Origin of the sequence: Streptomyces sp. NPDC057249, from assembly GCF_042669245.1 — a bacterium.
Taxonomy (GTDB): Bacteria; Actinomycetota; Actinomycetes; order Streptomycetales; family Streptomycetaceae; genus Streptomyces.
Genome location: NZ_JBHUXS010000001.1, coordinates 324,912 through 347,552, shown reverse-complemented (window position 1 = coordinate 347,552; position 22,641 = coordinate 324,912). Strand labels below are relative to the sequence as shown.

Annotated in this window: 24 protein-coding genes; 7 read left to right on the top strand and 17 right to left on the bottom strand. The window is 67.6% G+C overall.

Annotated features, from left to right (window positions below):
* Positions 1–89 precede the first annotated feature (89 nt).
* The 3 genes from ACFUJY_RS01685 to ACFUJY_RS01675 all read left to right on the top strand — a co-directional run bounded on the left by ACFUJY_RS01685 (position 90) and on the right by ACFUJY_RS01675 (position 1,832).
* Positions 90–728, top strand: a complete 639-nt coding sequence (locus ACFUJY_RS01685) for a glyoxalase (RefSeq protein WP_383292904.1) — start codon at positions 90–92, stop codon at positions 726–728.
* Between the two features lie 69 nt (positions 729–797).
* Complete coding sequence (locus ACFUJY_RS01680) at positions 798–1,211, top strand: VOC family protein (RefSeq protein WP_383292902.1); 414 nt, start codon at positions 798–800, stop codon at positions 1,209–1,211.
* 186 nt (positions 1,212–1,397) lie between these two features.
* A complete protein-coding gene (locus ACFUJY_RS01675; RefSeq protein WP_383292899.1) occupies positions 1,398–1,832 on the top strand; it encodes a YdeI/OmpD-associated family protein in 435 nt (144 codons plus the stop codon).
* A gap of 37 nt (positions 1,833–1,869) precedes the next feature.
* Here ACFUJY_RS01675 and ACFUJY_RS01670 read toward each other — a convergent pair whose 3' ends face one another.
* Entirely contained in the window at positions 1,870–2,874 is a 1,005-nt protein-coding gene (locus ACFUJY_RS01670) for an Imm7 family immunity protein (protein ID WP_383292896.1), read from the bottom strand.
* A 334-nt stretch (positions 2,875–3,208) separates the two neighbouring features.
* Between ACFUJY_RS01670 and ACFUJY_RS01665 the strand changes: the two genes are divergently transcribed.
* Together ACFUJY_RS01665 and ACFUJY_RS01660 are read left to right on the top strand one after the other, a co-directional pair.
* The gene (locus tag ACFUJY_RS01665) at positions 3,209–3,673 is read left to right on the top strand and encodes a hypothetical protein (protein ID WP_383292893.1); all 465 of its coding nucleotides are present in this window, start codon (positions 3,209–3,211) and stop codon (positions 3,671–3,673) included.
* 574 nt (positions 3,674–4,247) lie between these two features.
* On the top strand, positions 4,248–5,357 hold the full coding sequence (locus ACFUJY_RS01660) for a hypothetical protein (RefSeq protein ID WP_383292891.1): 1,110 nt from the start codon (positions 4,248–4,250) through the stop codon (positions 5,355–5,357).
* Between the two features lie 539 nt (positions 5,358–5,896).
* Here the strand turns inward: ACFUJY_RS01660 and ACFUJY_RS01655 are convergent.
* Positions 5,897–6,868, bottom strand: a complete 972-nt coding sequence (locus tag ACFUJY_RS01655; protein ID WP_383292888.1) for a helix-turn-helix transcriptional regulator — start codon at positions 6,866–6,868, stop codon at positions 5,897–5,899.
* A gap of 123 nt (positions 6,869–6,991) precedes the next feature.
* On the opposite strand from ACFUJY_RS01655, the gene ACFUJY_RS01650 reads away from it, so the two are divergent.
* Positions 6,992–7,387, top strand: a complete 396-nt coding sequence (locus ACFUJY_RS01650; protein WP_383292886.1) for a RidA family protein — start codon at positions 6,992–6,994, stop codon at positions 7,385–7,387.
* A 551-nt stretch (positions 7,388–7,938) separates the two neighbouring features.
* On the opposite strand, the gene ACFUJY_RS01645 is transcribed toward ACFUJY_RS01650, so the two are convergent.
* The 12 genes from ACFUJY_RS01645 to ACFUJY_RS01590 all read right to left on the bottom strand — a co-directional run bounded on the left by ACFUJY_RS01645 (position 7,939) and on the right by ACFUJY_RS01590 (position 18,294).
* Positions 7,939–8,610, bottom strand: coding sequence for a nucleotidyl transferase AbiEii/AbiGii toxin family protein (locus ACFUJY_RS01645; RefSeq protein ID WP_383292884.1), 672 nt, complete (start codon positions 8,608–8,610; stop codon positions 7,939–7,941).
* Positions 8,607–8,954, bottom strand: a complete 348-nt coding sequence (locus ACFUJY_RS01640) for a transcriptional regulator (RefSeq protein ID WP_383292881.1) — start codon at positions 8,952–8,954, stop codon at positions 8,607–8,609. The genes ACFUJY_RS01645 and ACFUJY_RS01640 overlap by 4 nt, the downstream gene beginning before the upstream one ends.
* A gap of 364 nt (positions 8,955–9,318) precedes the next feature.
* Complete coding sequence (locus tag ACFUJY_RS01635) at positions 9,319–9,642, bottom strand: hypothetical protein (RefSeq protein ID WP_383292878.1); 324 nt, start codon at positions 9,640–9,642, stop codon at positions 9,319–9,321.
* Complete coding sequence (locus ACFUJY_RS01630) at positions 9,639–10,004, bottom strand: hypothetical protein (protein WP_326737202.1); 366 nt, start codon at positions 10,002–10,004, stop codon at positions 9,639–9,641. Before ACFUJY_RS01630 ends, ACFUJY_RS01635 begins: the two co-directional genes overlap by 4 nt.
* A 27-nt stretch (positions 10,005–10,031) precedes the next feature.
* Positions 10,032–10,226: a type II toxin-antitoxin system Phd/YefM family antitoxin gene (locus ACFUJY_RS01625; RefSeq protein ID WP_383292875.1), complete on the bottom strand. Its 195-nt coding sequence runs from the start codon at positions 10,224–10,226 to the stop codon at positions 10,032–10,034.
* A 379-nt stretch (positions 10,227–10,605) separates the two neighbouring features.
* Positions 10,606–11,007: a DNA-binding protein gene (locus tag ACFUJY_RS01620; RefSeq protein WP_383292872.1), complete on the bottom strand. Its 402-nt coding sequence runs from the start codon at positions 11,005–11,007 to the stop codon at positions 10,606–10,608.
* Positions 11,004–11,252, bottom strand: coding sequence for a hypothetical protein (locus ACFUJY_RS01615; protein WP_383292870.1), 249 nt, complete (start codon positions 11,250–11,252; stop codon positions 11,004–11,006). The genes ACFUJY_RS01620 and ACFUJY_RS01615 overlap by 4 nt, the downstream gene beginning before the upstream one ends.
* 1,996 nt (positions 11,253–13,248) lie before the next feature.
* Positions 13,249–13,578 (bottom strand): MazG-like family protein, encoded by a 330-nt coding sequence (locus tag ACFUJY_RS01610; protein ID WP_383292867.1) that lies wholly within the window; start codon positions 13,576–13,578, stop codon positions 13,249–13,251.
* Positions 13,579–13,604: 26 nt separating this feature from the next.
* Positions 13,605–14,927, bottom strand: a complete 1,323-nt coding sequence (locus ACFUJY_RS01605; protein ID WP_383292864.1) for a UDP-glucose dehydrogenase family protein — start codon at positions 14,925–14,927, stop codon at positions 13,605–13,607.
* Positions 14,928–15,031: 104 nt separating this feature from the next.
* Entirely contained in the window at positions 15,032–16,264 is a 1,233-nt protein-coding gene (locus ACFUJY_RS01600) for a hypothetical protein (RefSeq protein ID WP_383293872.1), read from the bottom strand.
* A gap of 301 nt (positions 16,265–16,565) precedes the next feature.
* Entirely contained in the window at positions 16,566–16,781 is a 216-nt protein-coding gene (locus ACFUJY_RS01595) for a hypothetical protein (RefSeq protein ID WP_383292862.1), read from the bottom strand.
* Positions 16,782–17,064: 283 nt separating this feature from the next.
* Positions 17,065–18,294 carry a helix-turn-helix domain-containing protein gene (locus tag ACFUJY_RS01590; RefSeq protein WP_383292859.1) on the bottom strand — a complete coding sequence of 410 codons (1,230 nt, stop codon included), beginning with the start codon at positions 18,292–18,294 and terminating at the stop codon, positions 17,065–17,067.
* 231 nt (positions 18,295–18,525) lie between these two features.
* Between ACFUJY_RS01590 and ACFUJY_RS01585 the strand changes: the two genes are divergently transcribed.
* Complete coding sequence (locus ACFUJY_RS01585; protein WP_383292856.1) at positions 18,526–19,365, top strand: DUF1932 domain-containing protein; 840 nt, start codon at positions 18,526–18,528, stop codon at positions 19,363–19,365.
* 20 nt (positions 19,366–19,385) lie between these two features.
* On the opposite strand, the gene ACFUJY_RS01580 is transcribed toward ACFUJY_RS01585, so the two are convergent.
* The 3 genes from ACFUJY_RS01580 to ACFUJY_RS01570 all read right to left on the bottom strand — a co-directional run bounded on the left by ACFUJY_RS01580 (position 19,386) and on the right by ACFUJY_RS01570 (position 22,635).
* The gene (locus ACFUJY_RS01580) at positions 19,386–21,089 is read right to left on the bottom strand and encodes a relaxase/mobilization nuclease domain-containing protein (protein ID WP_383292853.1); all 1,704 of its coding nucleotides are present in this window, start codon (positions 21,087–21,089) and stop codon (positions 19,386–19,388) included.
* Positions 21,086–21,610, bottom strand: a complete 525-nt coding sequence (locus tag ACFUJY_RS01575) for a MobC family plasmid mobilization relaxosome protein (RefSeq protein WP_383292850.1) — start codon at positions 21,608–21,610, stop codon at positions 21,086–21,088. The genes ACFUJY_RS01580 and ACFUJY_RS01575 overlap by 4 nt, the downstream gene beginning before the upstream one ends.
* 224 nt (positions 21,611–21,834) lie before the next feature.
* Positions 21,835–22,635 carry a DUF2637 domain-containing protein gene (locus ACFUJY_RS01570; protein WP_383292847.1) on the bottom strand — a complete coding sequence of 267 codons (801 nt, stop codon included), beginning with the start codon at positions 22,633–22,635 and terminating at the stop codon, positions 21,835–21,837.
* Between the last annotated feature and the right edge of the window lie 6 nt (positions 22,636–22,641).

Sequence of the window (22,641 nt, the reverse complement as noted above, 5' to 3'; positions counted from 1 at the left end):
CGCCGGCCGGCCCGCGCGGCGAAGCGGCTCGCACGTCCGGTCAGGAATCGAGAAGCCCCGGCCGCGGCCCGGCCCCTAGCGTGAGGGACATGGCAACCACCGCTTCCACCGCAGCCGTCACGTCCCTCGCATCCGTCACCCTCGAGGTGGCCGACCTCGATGCCGCTCGCCGCTTCTACAGCGCGTTCGGCGTGGACACGTACGTCACCCTGAGGGCGTCCGAGGCCCACTCCACCGGATTCCGCGGCTTCACCCTCGCGCTCACGGTGTCCCGCCCGGCCATCGTCGACGGCTTCCTCGGCGCCGCCGTCGACGCCGGCGCCACCGTCCTGAAGCCCGCCGCGAAGTCGCTGTGGGGCTACAGCGGCGTCGTCCAGGCCCCCGACGGGACGATCTGGAAGATCGCGACCTCGGAGAAGAAGGACACCGGCCCGGACACCCGCGAGATCGACCAGATCGTCCTGCTGATCGGCGTCGAGGACGTGAAGGCCACCAAGCAGTTCTACGTCGGCCGGGGCCTGACCGCGGCCAAGAGCTTCGGCGGCAAGTACGCCGAGTTCGCCGCCGGCCCGGCCGGCTCCGTCAAGCTCGCGTTGTACAAGCGCCGCGCCCTGGCGAAGGACCTCGGCGTACCCGTCGACGGCACCGGCTCGCACCGCCTCGTCCTCGGCAGCACCGCCGACGCCTTCACCGACCCGGACGGGTTCGCCTGGGAGTCCGCCGCGTAGCGCGTCCCCGAACCGCCCCCGGTACATCTGCCCTCTCCCCTCTGGCATCTGCAACCCAAGGAGTAAGACATGAAGGCACACGTCAGCTCGATCCTTCTCGGTGTCCGGGACATGGACCGGGCCAAGCGGTTCTACACCGAAGGGCTCGGCTGGAAGATCCAGAGCGACTTCGGCGTCTCGGTGTTCTTCGCGTCGGACGGCGCGTCGCCGGTCGGTTTCTACAGCCGCGAGGGCCTGGCCGAGCAAGTGGGCACGGACCAGGAAGGCAGCGGCTTCAGCGGACTGGTGCTGACCTACGTCGTGCGCAGCGAGACGCGGGTGGACGAGATCATGGCGGAGGCCCGGCAGGCCGGGGCCACGGTCCTCAAGCCAGCCGGCGCGCTGCCGTGGGGCGGGTACGGCGGCACCTTCGCCGACCCGGACGGCTACATCTGGAGCCTCGGCTACAGCGCCCAGGGAACCGATCAGCCCTACGCCGAGTAGCCCTACGCCGAGTAGCCCCGCCCTCCCGCCCGGCCGCCGCCCAGGACGGCGTGGCGCGTGGCGCGGCCGCCCGGGACTCGGCGATGGTCCCGGTGCGGGGCAGCGGGAGCGGCTCACCGCGGAACCGGGCGGACCGGAACCGCGGTGAACCGGCAGGACGACCGGCCGTACAACAGGAGGAGCACCATGAAGTTCCGTTCACACGTCGAGCCACCTGAGCCCATGCGGGGCCTGGAAGTTCCGCCCGAGGTGGTAGCGGCGCTCGGCGGAGGCGCGCGGCCTCCGGTGACCATCACGCTCAACGGGCATACCTGGAAGAGCCGGGTCGCCCTCCTGCGCGGCCGCCACCTGCTCGGTCTCAGCCACGCCAACCGGAAGGCCGCCGGTGTCGAGATCGGCGAGGAGGTCGAGGTCGACCTGGAGCTCGACACCGAGCCGCGCGTCGTCGTCGAGCCCCCGGACTTCGCCCGGGCCCTGGACGACGACCCGGCCGCCCGCGCCGCGTACGACGACCTCACCCACAGCCGCAAGCGCGAGCACGTACGCGCCATCGAGAGCGCGAAGAAGCCCGAAACCCGCCAACGGCGCATCGAGAAGGCCATCGCCACCCTGCGGGGCTGAGACCCGAGCCGATGCCACCCCATCGTGCTGGAACGGATCAGAATCCCTCGGTGCGCTCCACGATCTCCCGTACCGCATCCGTCAGTTCCCGATCAGACAGATCACCGGGGCTCTTGAGATCCGGGTCGATGGAGTAGTCCTCCAGCAGTGAGAACACCGCATCGAGGGCGGTGCGGAGCGGGTCGCGCAGCCTCTCACCGTCGTTCTGGGATGTGCGGCGGGCGGCCGGCCAGCCGCGCGCGAAGTCCGCTCCACCGATGGACCCCGTGGTGAGCCCCCGCATCAGATGCACCTGTCGAGCGACGCCGGTTCCGGCGGGAACGTCCCGCGCACGGGCCCAGGAGATGTGTCGGGCGGAGAACGACCGCGCGATGCCCATGACCTCCGGCCACCACTTGCCCACGACACGGGCATACCGCCCGAACCGGGCTCGCCCTCCGTCCACCCCTTCCGGGACAGCGCCCTCGAGAAACCCTGCGGTTCCCGCCACCAGCGCGTATCCGGGACGGGAGAACAAGACCGCACCCTGCCGGTCCGACGCGGCGAGGACGACGAGAGGACAGACCCCGACCAGTTCCGATGCCGCTGCGCCCGGCGCAACCGGCCGCCAGGCGGTGCTGGCGGTTCCGGACCCGCCCGCCTGCACCAGTACGGCGTCCGCCCCTCCCATCCGGCAGCCTTCGGTGACACGTCGGACCAGAGCCGCGTCCAGACACGAGCCGGCAGGCACCGGAACAAGGGACTTGGGACCATCGGCCAACCAGGCCGACGAGAACGCGCCGTCCGCGTCGAATCGGTGCCAGTCCTCGATAACCGGCTGGACCGGCGAAAGGAACGGCTCCAGGCGCACGTGCAGCCGCCCCCGGGCCATGACGGGGGACCGTGCGTAGAGCAGACCCCAGGAGCCGGGAGAGCGGACGCAGACGTGATGGAGAAGCGTATCCAACTCCTCGGACTCATCGCGACGGCGGTTCATCAGTCCATCGGCAGCGACGAAGAGTTCGCCATTGTTCCGGGATTCCGGCGTCAAGGGTTCCGGCATCCGATTCTTCGGCCGATTCGACAGTGCCGAGTCTCACGGGCAAAGCGCGCGTTGTGCGCCAGCCGCGCGAAAGGGCGTCCCCGTCTGCGAGACAGGCGACTGGCACCCCGGTCTCGACGCTGAGCTGCTGGACGCTCTGTGGGCGTTGCTCGCGGGCCGGAAAAACATCCATTTCAGATCATAAAAATGATATCTGGGGCAGCGTTGCTTTGTTTGCGTAACGCAGGTGCAGAAATCATCGATAAGTGCTGCAAAAGCGTCAAACCATGGCTTGACAAGTGGCCTTGTGTTGTCAATGATCATGACGCCATACATGGAAAGGAAATGATCGACAATGAAAAGAATCTGGGTTTTTCTCGCATCTCTCGTGGTGGTTCTCGGGGGAGGGATTGTAACCGCACCAGCGGCAAGCGCGGCTGGTTACGGATGTAGTGGGTCTCTGATCGACACGTACAACGTCAACACCTCGAGCGGGACGAAGTACGGAGAAATCAAGCTCTATTACAGCACCGCCAATGGTGGGACCAATTGTGCGGTGACTGTCGATACATATTTCGGCTCTTCCGTGAAGAAGCCTATCCGTATCAACATCATTCGCTGTGAGGCGTCCGCCTCGGCCGGAAGTTACTGCGCGGCGGCTGGAAGCATGGATGATTGGGACGAATACTACACGTATGCCGGTCCGGTCTCGGTCACGTCGATGAGTGGGCGCTGTGTCCGCCTTTCTGGATCGGTTACCAATCCGAACAACTCCACGGTGTCCGCGAACCGCGACACCGGCGCCGTTCATTGTGGATGAAGAACGTCAAGGGTAGTTCCCTAGGGCATTCGCGTCTCGCTGCGCCAATTGGCTAAACAAGCAAGAAGAGCGCCGCTGATGGACGAGACGTCGCCCCGAGAGGAGACCCTCGACCGTGCGGCTCGGCAGCCGGCAGTACTGGCTACCGGGCCGTTCCGGGTTGTCCGGTCGATGGCCGGGCGATGTGTCGTCGACCAGGTGCAGGCGAGTTCCGGACAGGGGCGGCTGCGGTGTGCGCAGAGGCAGCTGAGGTGGAAGGGGTGAGAGGGGACAGCAGTCGGCATGGCTGCGGCTGCAGCTGCTGGTTTAGCGCTGCGTACTACGCGAGCCCTTGTGCCCGGCGGCAGGTGAGGCGGGCACCGAAACGGCTGACCGACAGCGTTCCGGCGGGCTGTACTTCTGGGACAGTGGGCATCGGATTTCGAACCCGCCACGCCTTCGGGGCGCAAGCACAGGCGTTCTGCGGAGCCGCAGGAGGGCTGAGCCCGAGCCTGCGCGGCACGTGGACAGCAATCGCACTCTCAAGTACCGGATCGCACAGGCAGTACCGACCTCGTCAACAGGAGGCACGCCCATGCACGTCCGCACCTCACATCTGTCGAGCAGACCCGGCCGGGCCGTGATGCTCGTTCTGGGGATGGTGGCCGCTCTTCTGGCCGCAGCCCTTCCCGCAGCCGGCCCGGCACACGCCGCCATACCCGACCGCTGGGGCTTCGCGTACCTCGACAACGCGACGCCACCCCCCGGCTACGCGCCCGACCCCTCCCGGCAGTGGGGCAGTTGGGCCTCACCGTCCGCCAACCCCGTCAAGGTCGACCAGATCGGCCTCGGTTCGTACGTGGTGCACTTCCCGCTGATCGGCGGACCGGGTGGCATCGCCCACGCCACCGCGGTGAACAGCGTTGCCCACTGGTGTCAGATCGCCGACTGGAAAACCGCGGGCTCCGGTCAGGACGTGTACGTGAACTGCTACCTCCCCAGCGGTGCACCGGACAACTCCACCTTCACGGTCCTCTACACGAGCAGCAGCGGCCTGCCCGCCACGCCCTCCGGTTCGTACGGCTACCTGAACTCGGACAGCAGCGGCACCGTACTCACCCAGTACAACTCGTCGGGCTCCACCAACGCGGTGAGCAAGGGCTCGACGGGCATCTGGAAGGCGTGGCTTCCGTCCCTCGGGCTGTCCGGCTACGCGGGTGATCTCCAGGTCACCGCTGTCGATCCGCGGCAGGGCGCACGGTGCAAGGTGTCCGACTGGACACCGGGGTCAGCGGGCCAGACCGTGATCGTTGCCTGCTACGACGCGTCCAACAAATCGTACGACACCGAGTGGACGCTGAGTTACTCCTATCTGCGAGCGGTCTACGGGCCCGCCTTTCCGCCGAAGTCCTTCGGGTATCTCTGGTACAACGGGTCGCTGCCCGCCCTGACCAACTACAACTCCAGCGGAGCCACCAACAGCCTGAGTGGCTCGGGAGCGCCCTTCACCGTCACCATGCCGTCGGTGGCCGTGCCGTCGGACACCGCGCACGTCACCGCTTACGGCCGCAGCGCCGACTATTGCGGCCTGTACAAGCCGTGGGACAGGACCAGCGGTTCCGTCCGGCTCTACGTGGCGTGCTTCGACCCCGGCGGTGCGCCGGTGAAGACGCCCTTCTTCGCCGCCTACACGTCGGCGTTCTGACCTGAGGCGCAACCATCACCGGAGCACGGACCCAAAAGCACGCGTCGGCACTCCAGCAGCGCCGAACGAGTGGCACCCGGACCACGAGCGTCAGCGGGAGGTTGCCGGTGGGCTGGACCGGGTGGTGCGGGCTACCGCGAAGGAGCAGTGCGACCCGCAGCAGAAGGGTCCACGGCGCAGAGGTGGTGCGCGGTTTCTGAACGGGTCTGGACGATGGCAGAGGCCCAGGTCGCAGACCTGGGCCTCTGCGACGGAGCGGGTGACGAGGTCGAACTCGCGCTCCGAGCTCGGGAATCAGCGGTTCCTGGGCTGCCGGAGGGGCCCTGAACCGGGCATTTTCACCCATGCGCCCGGATCGACTACCGGGCGACCGCAACCTGATCGACTACAGCAATGCGCTGGGCGCTGCCCCGCTCATCTCGGCGGGTCTCCACGTCATCACGGCACTCGTGATGCTCGCATAGCCGAAGTCCGCCGCCGCGCATGAAGAGTAAGCGATCCCGCGCGGAGAACCGATGGGCCGGCCGAGACGGCCCTTCTCACTCCGGATCGTCGTATCGAGCGGCGAGGGTGGCGATGCGGTCGCGCAAGGCCGTGCGCAGGGCGTCGGGGGCGAGGACTTCGGCATCGGTGTCGAGCTGCCACACCGCCCAGATCGCGTGCCGCAGGTCCTCGAAGACCACGTCCAGGCGCACCCAGTTCTCGCCGTCCGGTTCCTCAGCGCGAACAGCCCGAGCGGTGTTCAGCAGTTCCTCTCGCCGTGAGGGCCTGACCCGGACCGTCACAGAGAAATGGACGTCGGAGAGGAACTGTGCGCTGCGCTCGGGCCAGATGCGGTCGAGATCGACCTGCGCCGGACGCTGAGCGGGTTCGGAGAGTTCTTCGGCTGCCAGCATCCGCGACAGTCGGTAGGTGCGGTCCTCTCCGGACTTGGTGGCCAGCAGATAGGTCCGGTCGCGGACGGTGACCATGCCGATCGGGTCGACGGTGTGCCAACGAGGCTGCCTGTCCGGTGCGGCGTAGTGAAACCGCAGCCTGCGACCCGTGAGCACGGCGCCACGGACCTCGCTCATCACCGCGCCCACCACGTCCTCGGCCACGAGTCGGCGGGAGAGCATATCGGTCTCGGGCTCGACGAGGAACCGTTTGGCGGCGTCGTCCAGGGCGGCTCGATGACCCTCGGGCAGCGCGTCGACGACCTTGCGCATCGCGGAGGCGAGCGGGGCGCTGAGACCGAAGACCTTCTGGCCGTGCCTCGATCCGGCGGTGAGCAGTGCGAGGGCCTCGTCATGGTTCAGACCGGTCAGTTCGGTGCGGAAGCCGGGTAGCAGGGAGAAGCCGCCATGCCGACCGCGGTCGGCGTACACGGGGACTCCCGCGGTGGACAGCGCCTCGATGTCACGCAGCACGGTGCGGGCGGAGACCTCCAGCTCACCGGCCAGTTCGTCCGCAGTCATCCGGCCCCGCTGCCGCAGCAGCAGCACCAGGGAGACCAGCCGGTCCGCGCGCATGTGTCGACTCTACAAAAACATGACACAAGGTGTCGTGTTTCCCCGAGAGGCTTGCGCATCAAGGGCGTTCAGGCGGTGGCTTCCCGGTCGCCGGTGCACGCGGAGACAACGGATGGAGCGGCAATGGAACGAACAGCAGTCAACCCGGTGGCCTGGTCACTCGAGATGGGCTTCAACCAGGGCGAGGTCGTCTCCGGGGAGACCCGGACCCTGTACATCTCGGGACAGACCGCGATGAGCAAGGAGGGCAGGCCCGAGCACGACGGGGACATCGCCGCGCAACTCCGGCTCGCGCTGGAGAACCTGGAAGCCGTCCTCGCCGCGGCCGGCATGTCGTTGGCGAACCTCGTCCGCCTCAACGTCTACACCACCGACGTGGACGCGCTGTTCCCGCATTACGGCACCCTCGCCGGACGGCTGGGCGCTTCAGGCGCTGCCCCGACGACCACGATGCTGGGGGTCACCCGACTCGCGCTACCCGGTCAGATGGTCGAACTCGAAGGAACCGCAGTCGCCTGACCCGGCCATGCCGCTCCTGCTGCTCGGGCCGAGGCGATGGGAGTCCTCAGCGCGTGCAGCGGATCGCCGAGGGAATCCGTTCCGGCGCCGCAGTTGTCGACGGCGTCGTCTTCGGTCAGCCTCCGGGGGAGGGGCGTACGGCGCGGTTCTATGTCGCAGGGTCCGGCTCCGCCGTTGACCTGGTCGCGTCGTTGTTCACGGACACGGCCCTGCATGTGCGCCGGGTCGGTGACGTGGTCGGTCCTTTGAGCAGTTATCAGAAGGCCGCTCGTGCGCTCGCCATAAGGAGGGCCCCGGCCGGTGACCGGGGCCCTCCTTCGAAGAGCGGGTGACGAGAATCGAACTCGCGCTCTGAGCTTGGGCATCAACGGTTCTCGGGCCGTGCAAGTGGTTCTGACCCGCAGGTTCGGCCGGGGTGTGCGAGGTCGGTGTGGTCTATGGATGCCGCACGTGACCGCTGTTGCCCGCTCTGAAGGGCACGGATGGGGCACGGTCGCTGGTGGGGGCCGGACGTGCATCTCGCTGAGCATGTCCGGTTTTCCACGCTGCCATCAGTCTTCGTGCGGAGTCTCCAGCTCTTGGAGTCGTTCGCCGATGTCGGTGGCCCATGCCTGTGCCCACTGGCGCAGCCCGATGATTGCTTGTTCGTCGAGTCCGTAGGCGGCGAATTCCGTGTCGTCGATCCAGTCGGCCCCACTCAGTCGCGCTTGGAGCTCGCTCAGGTCGAAGGAGTCGCGGGCGTGACGCCGTCCGAGCTCTTCGAGTTCGACGTGGCTCCAGCGGTTCGTGGCGGCCTGTACGTCGATCAGGTCCCTGGCGAGACCCCGGTCGGCCAGTGCGCGGACCTTGGTGCCGACGACGTCTTCGAGGGAGAGCACCAAGCCGTGCTCTGTGTGTACGGGGGGCCGCCAGAGTGCTTCCTTAAGGATGTCGACCTCGCACTCTTCACGGCTGACAGGGTCGGTGACGATCAGGCGCGCGGACAGCGGGTCTGTTTCCAGAGCACTAACCTGCCACCCGCGGTGCTCCAAGCCGATGCGTACGGCGGTCGCGATGTCCTCCATGCGCCGGGGATTTTCGGTCGCGACATCGAGGTCCTGGCTAAGCCGATCGACCAGGCCGTGCGCCTGGACAGCGTAGCCACCGGTAAGCGCCAGAGGATATTCGCCACCTACGGCGAGTACATCAGCCAGCAGGCGACGGTGCAGGTCGGTGAGGTTCACGCAGCAGCCTGGGCACTGTGAGCCAGCTCGTCGAAGGCGCGTTCCCAGACTTCACGGACATCACGGCTGATCAGCGTGCGCAGTGTTGGCCACAGGCTGACGAGGAGGCTGCGATTGAGGTACCGCACCAGGTCGTCGTGCTGGCCCTCGGCCAGGACGATGCGGTAGTAGCTCATCCGCAGCCGTGGCTGGTCGAGGTCGAACGTGGTCAGTCCCGACCACGCAAGGGGAAGCGGCAGGCTCACCGTGCCGTGCTCGGGGCCGGTGAGCTCGGACAGCGCTGCGGGCATGCGCCGGGCGAACTTGGCACGACGGAGATCGGAAAGGCTGGGCTGTGATGCCATACGTCGATTATCCAGGGAGAGGCCACCGAAGCCGACCGGACGCATCCAAGGTGACCCAAACAAAGAAGCCCCGGGTCACTGGCCTGGGGCTTCATGCAAGAGCGGGTGACGAGAATCGAACTCGCGCTCTGAGTTTGGGAATCAACGGTTCTTGAGCTGCCAGACGGCGCCTGAGCTGGGGTTTTGCAGCGGGCAGGTGGATGAGCCCGTGTCTCTGAGAGCCGTATCTGACCGCTGTTGTCCGCTCTGCTGGGCACGGATGGGGCACGTCGGCGGCGGGTCATCAGTCTGAGGTTCTGCGCTGGAGCGGGTGACGGAAACGGAACGGGACCACCTGTGCTGCAGATGCTCCGGTGGGCAGACGTCAGGCCCAGAAGGCTTCGGTGACGACGATCTGGGGATCGGCGTGGCGCCGCATGAAGGTGTAGATGAGCCAGCCCCGTCCGCCGGCCAGGTCCACGATGTGGGGTCCGCCGGGGCTTGTAGAGGCCAGAGGTCGGACGGTCATCCAGTGCGGGAGCGAGGCATCGGCCTCGATTCCCCGGAAGTACGGGTCTTCGGCCGTGATCAGTTCTGCACGGGCACTCATGACCAGGCCACTGCCTTCGGCGGGCATGTTCTGGAAGTCGTGCTGCGCCTGCTTCGTCCAGTCCATTTGCCAAGGCGGCCGGAGTGGTTCGTCGATCACTCTCCGGGCTTCCTCTCAGCGGCTTCGTGCCGAAGGCGGCTGTACTCCTCCAGAAGCCGGATGGACTCCTCGGGGTCCTCGGACTTGGCGGCCCGGGCTTCGAGATCGCGAAGGTGCGAGTCGAGGACGGGATTCCGGGCGATGGCGTACTGCGTCCACCACAGACGCATGAAGGCCGGCACGGGCGTGATGTTGAAGGCATCGCCGATGACGCGCTTCCAGTGCGCCTCAAAGTCCGGGAGGAGGTGCGGAGTGTGTTCCTGAATCGCCAACCGAAGTGCCTGAGGCGTGCGTTCGGGCATGGGCGGCAACCGCAGGGGTTCCCCCTCGTAACCATCGAAGTGGAGTGCGTGGGCGGGCATGGTTCGTGCTCCTTGGTGGGGGGTGGGTCAGGCCGCCTCGTGTCGGTCCTCGTGTGGCTCGCGCCCGCGGGCCATCTGCTCGAACCACTCGGCCGGCACCAGGTAGGCGACCGTCTTGCCCTTTCGGGTGATGGCGGCGGCCTCGCCGGCGATCCGGGTCCGGTCCAGGATCTCGCCCATCCCCTTGCGCAGGTCGATGGTTGTGTACGTCTTCGTCTCCATATGCTGAAGTATATAGCAACTATCATAGTTGACATACATGCCCGTGGGGTGCGACGGCTGGAGGAAGCCAACGGGCACGTCGGGTGCGGAGGGGGCGCGGGGTGCCTGATGGGACTTACGGCAACAAAGAAGCCCCCGGCCGCTGGCCTGGGGCTTTCGTAGGTACTGCGTGGAGCGGGTGACGAGAATCGAACTCGCGCTCTGAGCTTGGGAATCAGCGGTTCTTACGCTGTTGGAGGGGCTCTGACCTGCTATTTCGGAACGGGCAGGTGGATGACTTCCGGTCTCTGGGAGCCGTATCTGACCGCTATTGTCCGCTCTGCTGGGCACGGATGGGGCACGAGGGCCGGCAGTGCGCCGCGTGGTCTGGGCGGGCTGATCAGAGAGGGATGATGCGAACCTGGCTGTTGCAGAGCTTGGTCATGTCGTCGCTGTCGGAGGTCAGCAGGGCGACGGGTTTCGGCTGGCGGAGCGCGACCTCGGCGACGGTGGCGGCGATGGCGTACTTGTGCCCGTGCAGCCCGGCGCCTTTGAGGAGCTCAGCCGCCGCTTTCGCCGCCTGCTCGGTGACCGGCACCACCTTGATGCGGGACAGGGCCCAGTTCAGACGGGGCATGTCGCTACGGAAGTGGGTCACTTCCACGATGGTGTTCGCCCCGGTCACCAGGTCGGCTCCCATGTCGTGGAAGACCTGCAGCATCGCGAGGAGCTTGCGGTCTTGCGCGATCCAGGCTGAGAGCCCTTCTGAGTCCAGGACGACGGTTTCGACGCGCTCGCTCACGCGGCGTCCGCGTCCTTGGAGGCGCCGACGGCACCGAAGATCTTCGCACGGGCCTCGGCGAGCTCCTCGTCGCTGAAGCCTCCGTGCTCCTCTTCATGCCGGCGAAGGTCGTCGCCCAAGAGCTGGTGCCGGATCTGGCGGGCTACGGCTTCCGCCACGTACCCGGAGACGTTGTCCGTGAGCTTGCGGAGTTCCGCCACCTGGTCGCTGGGGAGCGTGACGGTGATGCGAGTCGTTGAGGACATGAGTCTAAGCATACTGGAGTATGCACGCGCTGCCTCGGCTCTCTGGTACCCAGCCTTGACGCCTGCGGTCGTATGCTCCGGGTGAAAACAACGGGGCGATCACTCACTGGCTGTCTCTGGCGAGTGACGCTCCGGGCCAGTGCTGTTGAACGGCAAACAAGAAGGCCCCAGTCATTGACCAGGGCCTCAATCGTGGAGCGGGTGACGAGAATCGAACTCGCTCTCCGAGCTTGGGAATCACCGGTGATCTAGCCCCGAATGGGCCGATGACGCGGGAAGACCGAGTGGGCATCCCTTGGTCGATGTGGCGCCAGCTTCTGTCGGTGACCGCTGTTTACCGCACCCATTGGCAGGGTTCTGGCACGCAGGCATTCTGACCCGAAGGTATATCGGTCACCGCAGTCGTGCCGCTGCGCCGTCTATGGCGCTCCATCCAGGCACCTAATTTAGAATCGAACTAAAATTCCGGAATGCGGTCGAGTCGGTGAATGCGCGCTTTGCGGTAATTGTAAAAAGGGTCAGTTTCCGGAATGTGCATATACCAGCGATAGGCGAAACCTATATATCCGACGGATAGCGTGCTCCCGAACGCCGTGAGGGCTGGCTGCTGACGGCTTATCCGGCCCGCCATGGGGCCGATCCAGAGACCTAGAGGGTCGCCGTTCCGCCCCGAAAACTTTTTCTGCGCTCTGTATATTTCAGGGTGCTTGAACATGCATACGTGAAAGTTGCTTAGCGATTCTCCGCCGTCGAGGAAGTTTCCAAATCCCTGAGGGACTGCAAACCCGTCGTCAGCGATCCTGCACCCGGCATGCTTGACGATGTATCGGGCGAGGTGAAGGGATTCGCTCTGCCATTCTTCCCCGTAGACTTCCCGCATGTCCATATAGCGCGAATTCCAGAGTGCTCCGCGTTTCGACCATACGTAATTGCTGAATTTGTCGTATGCGTAGTCAAATTTCTGGCTGCGTGCATTATTGCAGCTCGAGCAAAGGTTTGGTGAGAATTTTACGCGATCCGATTTTCTAAGTGACCGAACGTTGACGAGCGTCTTGTCGTCCCCCCAAACGAGAGGCTCTGAGGTTCCAATGGACATTCTCTTCAAGTCGCTTAGCTTGAACTTGTGTTCGCGTGTATTTGCCTTGCCCCCGCACCACCAGCACTCCCCAGAATGCGGAAGACGGAGAGCGTTCAATTCATCCTCCGAAGCGGATTCTTCCATCGTTGCCCCTAAGCCTCTCAACCTGTTTACTTCATAGTAGACATCTGGGGGTCGTCCGGGTGTGGTTTTCGGCTGCGGGCCCGTTGCTGTGGTTCGCAGAGCCCGCCCCGGCCGCGCACTGCCCAGGCGGCACCGAGCAAATCTGGTGCTTGGGGCGAGGACGGCCAGGATGGGGGTTGGAGTGTGCAGCGAGTCGAGGCAGTTCTCGTAGCGGCGTCCAGCTAGTTGCGTTGATGCCACCAGTAAAGTGCCAGCACTCCTACTCCAGTCAAAGTTGCCTTCACGCTTGCACGAACGAGTTCGTCCACGGCTGACCTCAAGCAGCGGCGCATGAGCGGCCGAACCGACCACTTTTCGGGGCAGTCACGCGCAACTGCCCGCGGGGACAGTTTCGAGTGATCTTCGGGGGGAGCCCCGGCGCTCCTGGCGCTTGTGCCTTGGTCGGGATGGGAGCCCACGACGCTCACCATGCTCCGACCGGCACCCGCGAACGGCGCCCCTCCCATCCCGGAGTCTGAGGGCTCCCGCCGGAGGCATCGCCTTGGCCCCGGGGAGCCGACCGCCCCAGCCACAGCGAGTTTCTCCCCACCACAATGCTCGCTCCAACCGCGCGACCGGCGTAGCCGGGGAGCGCACGGCGAGCGGAGCGAGGCGCCTTGATGGAGTAGGGAGAGTTCTACCGCGCTGGGAGCACGTGCCTGCCGCAACTTGTGCGTCTGATGTGGCCGTCGACCGCGCTCACCTGGATCGGTCGACGGCCACGTCCGGAGGCCGTCAGGCCGCAGTGGCGGCCTCGCGGCCCCTTCGCGTTCGGCGGTGGAGGATCTCATCGAAGGTGGCGCGGGCGCCTGTGGGGTCGATGTAGTGCATCGCCAGGAGGGCGGCGATGACGGCGCCGACCAGGTCGTTCTGGACCTCGGACCAGGTGTGGGCGTCGTCGCAGGTGGTGAGTCCCTTCAGGCCGTGGAGGGCGTGCATGGCCTCGCCGGCTTCCTCGGCGACCTTGCCGACCTGGAGGGCCTTGAGCTCCTCGTCGGGGATATGGGCGCCTGCCGCTCGGCAGACGGCGGAGAGCTTCTCGATGTTGTCCCACAGGGTGTCCACGTCGGACCTCCGATCGATGGGTTCGGTTATTCCTGTGCGGGGCGTCCGAGCTGGCGTACGGTCCATCCGGCCATGCGCCAGGCGTCGGCGTCGATGAGGTTGCGGAGGTCGACGAGGACCGGGGCCGCGACCAATGGGGCGAGGGCCTTGGGGTCGGCCTCGCGGAAGTGGGGCCATTCCGTGGCCAGGACGATCAGTTCGGTGCCCTGGACGGAGGCGTCGAGGGTGTCGGCGTAGTCGAGTTCGGGGTTACGGCGCAGCGCACTGGGCACGGCGTGCGGGTCGTGGACGGTGACGGTCGCGCCGCGCTGGTGCATCAGCGCGGCGATCGCCAGGGCCGGGGATTCGCGTACGTCATTGGTGCCGGCCTTGAAGGAGGCGCCCCAGACGGTGACGCGTACGCCGTCAACCGGGCGGCCGAGGGTCTGCTCGATGAGCTTCAGCGCGGCGGTGGGGCGTGATTCGTTGACCTCTTCCGCCGCGCGCAGCAGGGTCGCGGCCTCGGCGGCGCCCAAGGTGCGGGCGGAAGCGGTGAAGGCGCGGACGTCCTTGGGGAGACAGCCGCCGCCGTAACCCGGCCCGGCGTTCAGGCCACCGCGGCCGATGCGCGGGTCCACGCCGATGGCCTCGGTCAGCTGCTGGACGTCGGCCCCCGCCGCGGCACACATGTCGGCGACGCCGTTGATGAACGAGATCTTCATGCCGAGATACGCGTTCGCGGCGCCCTTGATCAGCTCGGCGGTAGCCGGGTCGGTGACGAACAGCGGGATGCCGTCGGCCAGGAGCGGCGCGTACACCTGGCGTACGACGTCCTCCGCACGGGCCGAGGGGACGCCGACCACGATCCGGTCGGGGCGCAGGGTGTCATCGATGGCGTGGCCCTCGCGCAGGAACTCCGGGTTCCAGACGACCTCCACGTCCTCCCCAGCCGGGGAGAGCCGGGCGAGAAGCGCGCCGAGGTCGCGGGAGGTGCCGACGGTGACCGTTGACTTGCCGATGATCACCGTCGGGCGAGTCAGGTGCGGGGCCAGCGCGCGGGCGGCGCCGAAGACCTGCCCGGTGTCGTAGCTCCGGCCGTCCGCGTCGATCGGCGTGCCCACGGCGAGGAAGTGGACGTCCGCGAACTCGCCCGCCTCGGCGAGGCTGGTGGTGAACCGCAGCCGCCCGGACGCGGTGTGCGTAGCCAGGAGTTCCGGCAGGCCCTCCTCGTAGATGGGGCACTCGCCGGTGTTGAGGCGGTCGATCTTGGCCTGGTCCAGGTCCACGCCGATGACCTCGTGGCCGATCTCGGCCATGGCGGCGGCGTGGGGGATGCCCAGGTGACCGCAGCCGATGACGGATACGCGCATGGTCGACGCTCCTTTCCCTGTTCTCGCCTGCCCGGTGAGTCCGGGCCGGCTGGGTGCGTCACGCTAGCGCCCGCACCCGGCGCGACCCTCTTCGTGCAGGTGGGTCAACCTCGCTGCTGCTTCAGGACGTTGACGAGGGCAGGTAGCGCTTCGGCGGCGGTGGCGCGGCACACCAGGTCTCCGTCCTGGGGCCCTTCCAGCGGGTACGGCATGAACTCGCCGTCGTGCCAGAAGCCCTCCGGGTCGAGGTAGACGACCTGCATGCCTCGCTCGCGGGCGCGAGCCTGCACCTTGCGTCGGTCGGCATGCAGACCAACGACGAGGAGGGCCTTGGCGCCGTCGACCCATTCGACATCGGGCACCGCCTGGTCGTACCGGCGCATGAAGCACTCGTCGAGCCCGGCACGGGCGGCGAGAACATCGAAGTTGTTGGTGATGACAGGCCCGACGAGGTGGCCGACGTCCTTCAGCTCCTTGAGTGCCCGCATCGCTGGGGTGGGCTCGGCGAGGAAGCAGGCGCGGAACATCTCGACGAACTCCGCCGCCTTCTCCTCCGGCTCAGTCAGGACCTCGTGGAGGAGCGTGTCGGCCGTCGGCGAGAGCGTGAAGCGGTGCTCGCGAGGTTCGTGCCCCTGGCGGTCGGTGACCCGGTAGATCTCGTGGAGCCGGTGCAGGGGCGGGATCCCCGCCTCCACCGACGTACCGCAGCCGATCTCCACCTGGAACGGTCGCAGGTCCGCCAGCACGGACAGGTCCGGGATGCGCGTCGGCGTGCCTGGGCGGTCTTTGTGCCGGATGCCGGTGGACAGCACGTTCCACGGGAGTTGCCGGACTGCGGGCGGAGGGGCATAGGCCACTGAGGCGATCTGCACGTCCAGACTCTGGTAGCCAGGGGGCAGCGTGCGGCCGACAGCCGCGTCCTGGGGATGGACGTCGTGTTCGGTGATGCGGCACTTCAGGTCTCGGCGGGTCCACAAGAAGCCGCCAGGTGCTTCTCTCCAACCGCCGGCGGCGAGCGAGTCCAGGAGCGCGTCATGGTGCGCGTCGATCTCGTCGGCCGGGGCGGACGTGGAGTGGTAGAGGTACAGGTCGGTCAAGCCGATGGCCGGTGCCGCTGTGGTGGGCACCAGGCCGTACCGGTAGCGGTAGTGAATGATCCGCCGCCGGGCGTCGTCGGAGGTTGCCCAGCCGGACTGGCCGGCGGTGTCCTTCTCCTGGGTGCGGCGCCAGATGCCCTCCTCGATGTAGCGGGGCCGGTCGGCGTCACCGAAGTAGGTGTTCCAGACTCGCTGCTGCTCGGGGACGAGCTGGTCGATGACGATGTACGGGATGTCCACGATTCCTCCCTGAAGAATCACGCGTGGATGTTCCAGATGGCTGACAGGGTGTGGCTGCGCGGCAGACGGATCGCTCTGGAGCCGGAGCGGTCTTAGCGGTCGGAGGGCGGGCTCGCGTCCGCTGCGATGACAGAGGGGCGGTGGCCGGCTCCGTCGAGAAGCGGAGTGGCCTGCTCGTGCAGCGCCCATGCCGGACCGACCAGGCCGACGACGGTCAGGAACACGAGCGCGAGCCGGTCCCCGCCGTCGGGCCGCGGGGCGATGGATGCGGCGCTTCGGGCGCGGCGGTGCCGAGCCCCGGTCACGGGGTGCCGCCGAGAGCGCGTTCGTGCGCATCCAGGAGGCGGCTGGTCTGCGCGTACAGCCGCTCCAGCTCCGCCGTGGTGAGGATGAGTGCGCCGTCAAGGGTCGAGCCGTCGTCGAAGTGGAACTCGACGGGGACCGAGCCCTGCCGGGCCCTCCGGTCGTAGACCGCGTCCCGGTCGGCCAGCGTCGCGTGCGTGGCCTTCGCCGGCACGGGCCTGAGCGTCGTCCCGTCGGCGGGCGCGGACCACTGGGTTCCGCCTCCGGGCGGACGCAAGTGGTAGGTCGTGGCGGAGCCCTCACCGGGGAGGGCGACCACGACACCGACACGACCCTCACGGGCACTGTCGGTGGCGAGGTCGCCGAGCCGTGGAACGAAGGGGGATGCCGTACCTAACTCGACTCCCTGCGAAGGGAGATGGGGAGAGGGTTGTCGCGTCATGCTCTGAAGTTAGGGACACGACGACCCTCGAATATGAGCCGGAGGAATACGACCCCTATCCGTCCAGGTGGAAGCGGTCGGACATGCGTCGCAACTTCTCCCGCGTCACTGCTCGTTCCGCGTAGACGATGCTGCGTAGCGTCGAACGGGCGATGGGATGATTCCGCACGAGCTGGGGCGCGATCCGCTCGGCTGCCTCCAGCTCGGCCAGGGCCCTTATCCGGTTCCCGTCCCACAGCCAGGCACGCGCGACATCCATGTGGTGGTGCCCCTGACGGGAGTTGGGCAGCGACCCGACCAGATCTGGGCTGGTACGACGGTTTATCTCAAGGGCCTTGCCCTGCTTGCCCATCTCCAGAGCCACGCTGATCGCGTGGATCTGCACGTTCCCGGCGGAGAAGGTCAGCGAATGCCTGTCGTACACCGGCGCTCCGACGTACGCGTCCATGCGCTCGGCAGCAGCTTTCGCGTGACCGATCCGGTCCTCGGCCTCCGAGGCGCGGCCGGCTCGGGCGGCGGAGACCGCAGCTCGCAGCTGCAGCGTGCCCCAGGCTCGTACGGCCAGCGGTTCGCCACGGTCGTACTCCTGCTCCACCGAGGTGATCGCCTTGTCCGAGAGCGTCAGGGCGTCGGTCCAGTCAGCCGTCGCCCACATGTCCCAGACCCGCATCCAGTCGGCGACCGCGGGCAACACGGGGTCCCCCGACAGCCTGGCTGACCACGCGGCCCGCTCGCACGCCATGGCGACCAGTTCGGGATGCCCGAGGGCATGGGCGGCTGTGTGCGCGAACTTGCAGCACACGGCGTAGACGGCGTACGCCTCCTCCCGTTCGTGCCCCTCCGACTCCTCTGCCAGGGCACGCGCCTCGCGGAACAGGTCGGGGAGAACCCGGAGAATCGCCACGTTGGAAGCGGTGTCCCGTAGGCGGTGCAGCCGGGTCACCTCACGCCACAGCTGCGACGAGGGTCGCGGAGTCCCGTCGAAGACGGGGACGAGGTCGTAGCGGCGCAGTTCGCGCAGAATCGATGATGCGGCGACCTGCCACTGGTTGTCGTCGGGGGAGTTGCTGTACGGGCGCCCGATCAGGTCGTTCGGATGGACGTGCAGCTCGGCGGCCACCTGGTTGAGGAGCCCGACCCGGTCCAGCTCGATCAGGCCACGCTCCATCTTCGAGACCCAGCCCTGAGACTTCCCCAGGGCCGTTGCCAGGTCGGCCTGCGGCATGCCCAACCGCAGCCTCGCCCTGCGAGCGCGCTTGCCGATCTCCTCGGCTTCCTCCAGCATCTGGGCACCTCCCGGCCGCCGGACGTTCCGGCGCGCGATCGCCAGCCTGTCCGTACAGAGTTCGTCTTCTGCACGGTACCCATGACGCGGCCTCCGCGTGAGAGAGAACTCGTGCCGTACCGGCGACCGGGCGCTCGTCCGAGCCAGGCGCCGAGTCCTCCGCTGTGCTGCCCCACGGCAGAGGATCATGTCGATGAGCCACCCCTCATCACATTCCGCCGGAGGCAGCCAGTGACCGTCGTGACCGTCTTGCACCCTGGGGCCATGGGCGCGGCGGTCAGCGCCGAGCTTGTCGGCGGCGGACACGAGGTGCTGTGGGTGCCGAAGGAGCGCAGCGCGGAGACGCGGCGCCGCGCCAGGGAGGCCGGCGCAACAGCCTGTGACTCGCTTGCGGAAGCTCTGTCCCGTAGCGCGGTCGTTCTCTCGGTCTGCCCACCGCAGGCGGCGGAGGACGTGGCCGCGGCGGTAGCTGCGCACGGTTTCGACGGGGTGTACGTCGATGTGAACGCCATCAGCCCTCAGCGCGTACAGCGGATCGCCGAGGGAATCCACCCCGGCTCCGTAGTCGTGGACGGTTCCGTTTTCGGTCAGCCGCCGGGCGGCGGGCGTACGGCGCGCTTCTACATCGCAGGGCCCGGATCCGCTGTTGACCTGGTCGCGTCGTTGCTCACGGACACGGCCCTGCACGTGTGCCGGGTCGGTGACATGGTCGGTTCCGCTTCTGCTCTGAAGATGGCCTTTGCCAGTTACCAGAAGGCCGCTCGTACGCTCGCCGGCGTCGCGCACGCGCTCGCCGACGCCCATGGGGTCGGCGAGCAGCTGACGGCCGAAGCGGAGGTCATGGTCTCCGCGATTCTGTCGGATCCGGAGTACCTGCCGAGCGTGGCGGCTCGGGCCTGGCGGTGGGCACCCGAGATGGAGGAGGTCGCCGATGCGCTTCGTGCGGCTGACCTGCCCACGGACCTGGCGGAGGCCACCGCTGGCGTGCTCACCCACTGGGAGAAGGACAGGGGCCAGTACGACTTGCCGGTTGCGCATGTCCTCTCCCAGCTCCGGTCAGAGAGGATCTGATCTCCTCATGTCGAGGGCGGTCACCTCCGCCGAGAGCGAGACGTAGGAGCGGCGGGTGGGGTCGCTGTCACGGGTGTCGGCGGAGGCATGGAGTGCAGAACGGTGCTGCGAGCCTGTGCCGCCAGAGCTCGCTGACTGGGAGCGGGCCTCTGCGAGAGTCGGTGAACGCGCCAGGCCAGGGTCCTGGCCGGAGACCGGGCGTCGTCGAGAGCGCGCTCGTCCGCTGCCTGCTGCAGCAGGCGTTTGGGGTCGTGGCCCGTAGCTTCTGCATCGGCCATCGCGGCGATGAGTGCCTGCGCGGCAGGGTCGGCGAGGACCTGGTCGGCTTGGGCAGGGGCAGCCTGTCGAATCAGCCGGGCGTATTGGTCCGCAGGAGTCTGGGGCGGTCGCCGTTGGCCGAGGACCAGTAGGGGCGTGGCTGCCGAGTGGTCGTATGCGGCCTGGAGGTGGAGCAGGCTCTCGTGGGCTGCGGCGACCTGTTGCTCATGCTGTCGTCGGTCGTGCCAGCGTGCGGCGGCGATGACGACGAGGAGCGCGGCGTCGAGGAACATCGCCAAAGTGGCTCCGTCCTTGGGCGCCGGCTCACGCAGCATCGCCTTGACCGCGCCGCGTAGTGCACGAGCGTGGTAGTGCTCGGCACGAACGCGCGAACGGGTCGCCCGCTCGAACGCTGAGGCTGCCGAGCGGAGTTCGGTACGAATCGACGGCGGCGCGGTGAGAGCTACGGCGTCGAGCGCTTCGCCGAAGGCGGCCAAGTGAGCCTGGGCGGCCTCGGCGTCCGGCTGGTCGAGGTGGTGGGGGATGCGCTCGGTGGCTGCGGTGGCTTGATGCCATGCGTGCGGACCGTGTCGCTCCTCGATGGCGGATGCTGGAACCTCCACTGCGGCGAGACGGCTCTGAATCTTCGGGAGGGAGAGGTCCGGCGCCAGGGTGGAACCGGAGAACCACACCGGCTCGGCTTTGGCGTTCCGGTCGTTCTCCAAGGCGACCTTGTAGCCGCGTGGTTCTCCCGACGGGAAGTACAGGACCTCGATGAGCACGTTCTTGGTGCGGGTGAGAAGACCCAGGAACTCGTCGGTGTCGGTGGCGGCAGCCGCCGCTGTACGGACCACGGTGCGCAGGCGCTCGCGGGCAGCCTTGGCCTGGCCGTTTCGCACGGCCTTCTCCTGTTCGGCGCGGTGAGGCCGTTTGGCGGCCGTGCGGTCGCCACGGATGACCTGCTGCAGCCCGTACTCCTTCTCGATGGAAACGAGTTCGCGGTCGGCTGTGAGGTAGTCGTTCCAGTGACGCGCGGGGCGCAAGTCGCCTCGGACCTTCGTGGCGGCGATGTGGATGTGATCGGGCGCATGGCGTACGGCGATCCAGCGGCAGCCGTCCGGGTCGTCCGCCGGTGCGATGCCGGTGGCCGTGACGACGCGGCGGGCGATGTCCGCCCACTCGGCGTCGTCGAGGATGCGGTCGCCGGGTGCCGCACGGAGGGAGCAGTGCCACACGTGCTGCTTCGGGGCGCGGCCCAGTCGGTCAGCCTGCTTGACGCGTAGGTCGAGGTCCTCGACGAGCTGTTTCCTGGTCGCCGTGATGTCGTCGGCGCGGCCGGGGTCGGGGGCGTAGCCGTCCCAGGAGGCGACGAGGTGGGGATCGGTGTGTTCGTTGGCGCGGCCTGGTCCGTAGAGGTAGCGGATGAGGCCGGCCGTGCTCTTGCCGCTGCTGATCTTGGCGATCATCGGTGGCTCTTTGTGGCGACGGCCCGGTTGGTGGCCTCCGCGATGTGGCGGACGGCTGTGCCGACGGAGGTGAGGGTGCGTTCGGCCTGGGCCAAGGTGGCGGTGTCGCCGGAGTGAGGGAGGTCGCCGGAGTTGAGCTTCTTGGCTATCTGGTTGATGTTGTGGCCGATCTTGGCGACCTCGCCACGAAGGGCGGTGAGTTCGTCGACGTAGTCGTCGAGCGAGGTGCGCTGACCGGGCAGGGCGAGGTCCCCGTTGAGGTGGGCCATGACGACGGCGCCGACGTAGTGGGCGGCGGCGATGTTCAGCGAGCGGGCCTTGGCGACGATGTCCGCCTTCTCCTCGGTGCTGTAGCGGACATCGACGCGCGCGGTGCGCTGGGTCTCGTTGCGGTCGCGGCGGCGGGCGACGCGGTGGAGCGCGGCGGTTTCGGCGGCACGCGTCGGCGACACGGCAGCGCTGGAGGCGTCGAGGGGCTGATCCTGCTCGGGCGCCCCCTGGCGTCCGATGCCCTCCGCCACCCCCGGGGCGGAGGCACCTGCGTTGGACCGGCCCCTGGACGGTCCAACGCCATACCTTGCTCCGCCTGGGGCCGGGGTGGATGTCGGCTGCTGGTGCGCTGACGAGGGTTGCTGGACGGGCCTGTGCATGTGGGCTCCTACAAGTAGAGGGAAGGGGCCCGCTCCTCCCTTGCGAAAGCGCTGGAGGAGCGGGCTGGGGCGATGTGGGATGCGGGGCCAGCCGGTCAGCCAGCGCCGGTGTCTGCGTCGTCGAGTTCTGCCTGCAGCAGGTTCTTGACCTCGTCCAGGCGGCTGCGCGAGATCCCGAATCCCTGGTCCCTGATGGCCTTCTCGATGTTGCGGCGCGAGGCTCGGCCGGCCCGCCCGAGGGGAGCCGTGTGACCGATGGCCACGGCCTGCTCCAGCGGAACGCTCGGCTGCTTGCTTCCCTGCTTGTAGGGCTGCTGCGGGGGCTCCGCCGCTCGCTTCGCGGGTGCCTGCGGCGCGTCGTCGGTGCTGCTGGCGGGTGGCGCAGTGAGCTCGGCGATCGTGTGCTCGGCAGCGTGTTCGTGGCGGTCGTCAATGTGGCGGTCGGTGGCTGTGGGGCGCCGGGCCACGAGGAGGTAGAAGTGGACGGCCCCGGCCAGGGCGAGCGGAGCGATGGCGGAGATGACTCCGACGGTGATGTCGTCCAGTGCGAGGCTGGTGTGTCGGGTCTGCTGGTTGAGGCGGATGGCATGCAGGACGTTGGCCCAGATGCTTGTGGCGGTCGCGACTCCGACCAGGGCGGAGACGTAGAGGCGGGCGGACAGGGGTGCGGCCCGCAGGACGAGCAGGGCGCCGATTCCGATGGCGATGAAGCCGTCGATGACGAGCGGGAAGGCGTACGTGAGCACCCGGTGTATGTGGCTGGCGGCGGCCATCTGACGCAGGGCGTCGTAGGACAGCGCGAAGGCAGCCACCGCCAGCAGCGACACACCGGTTCTGATCGCGGTGGCCAGCGGCATCGGGGCAGGTGGTTCTACGGCGAGGGTGGGGGTGGACAAGAGGGG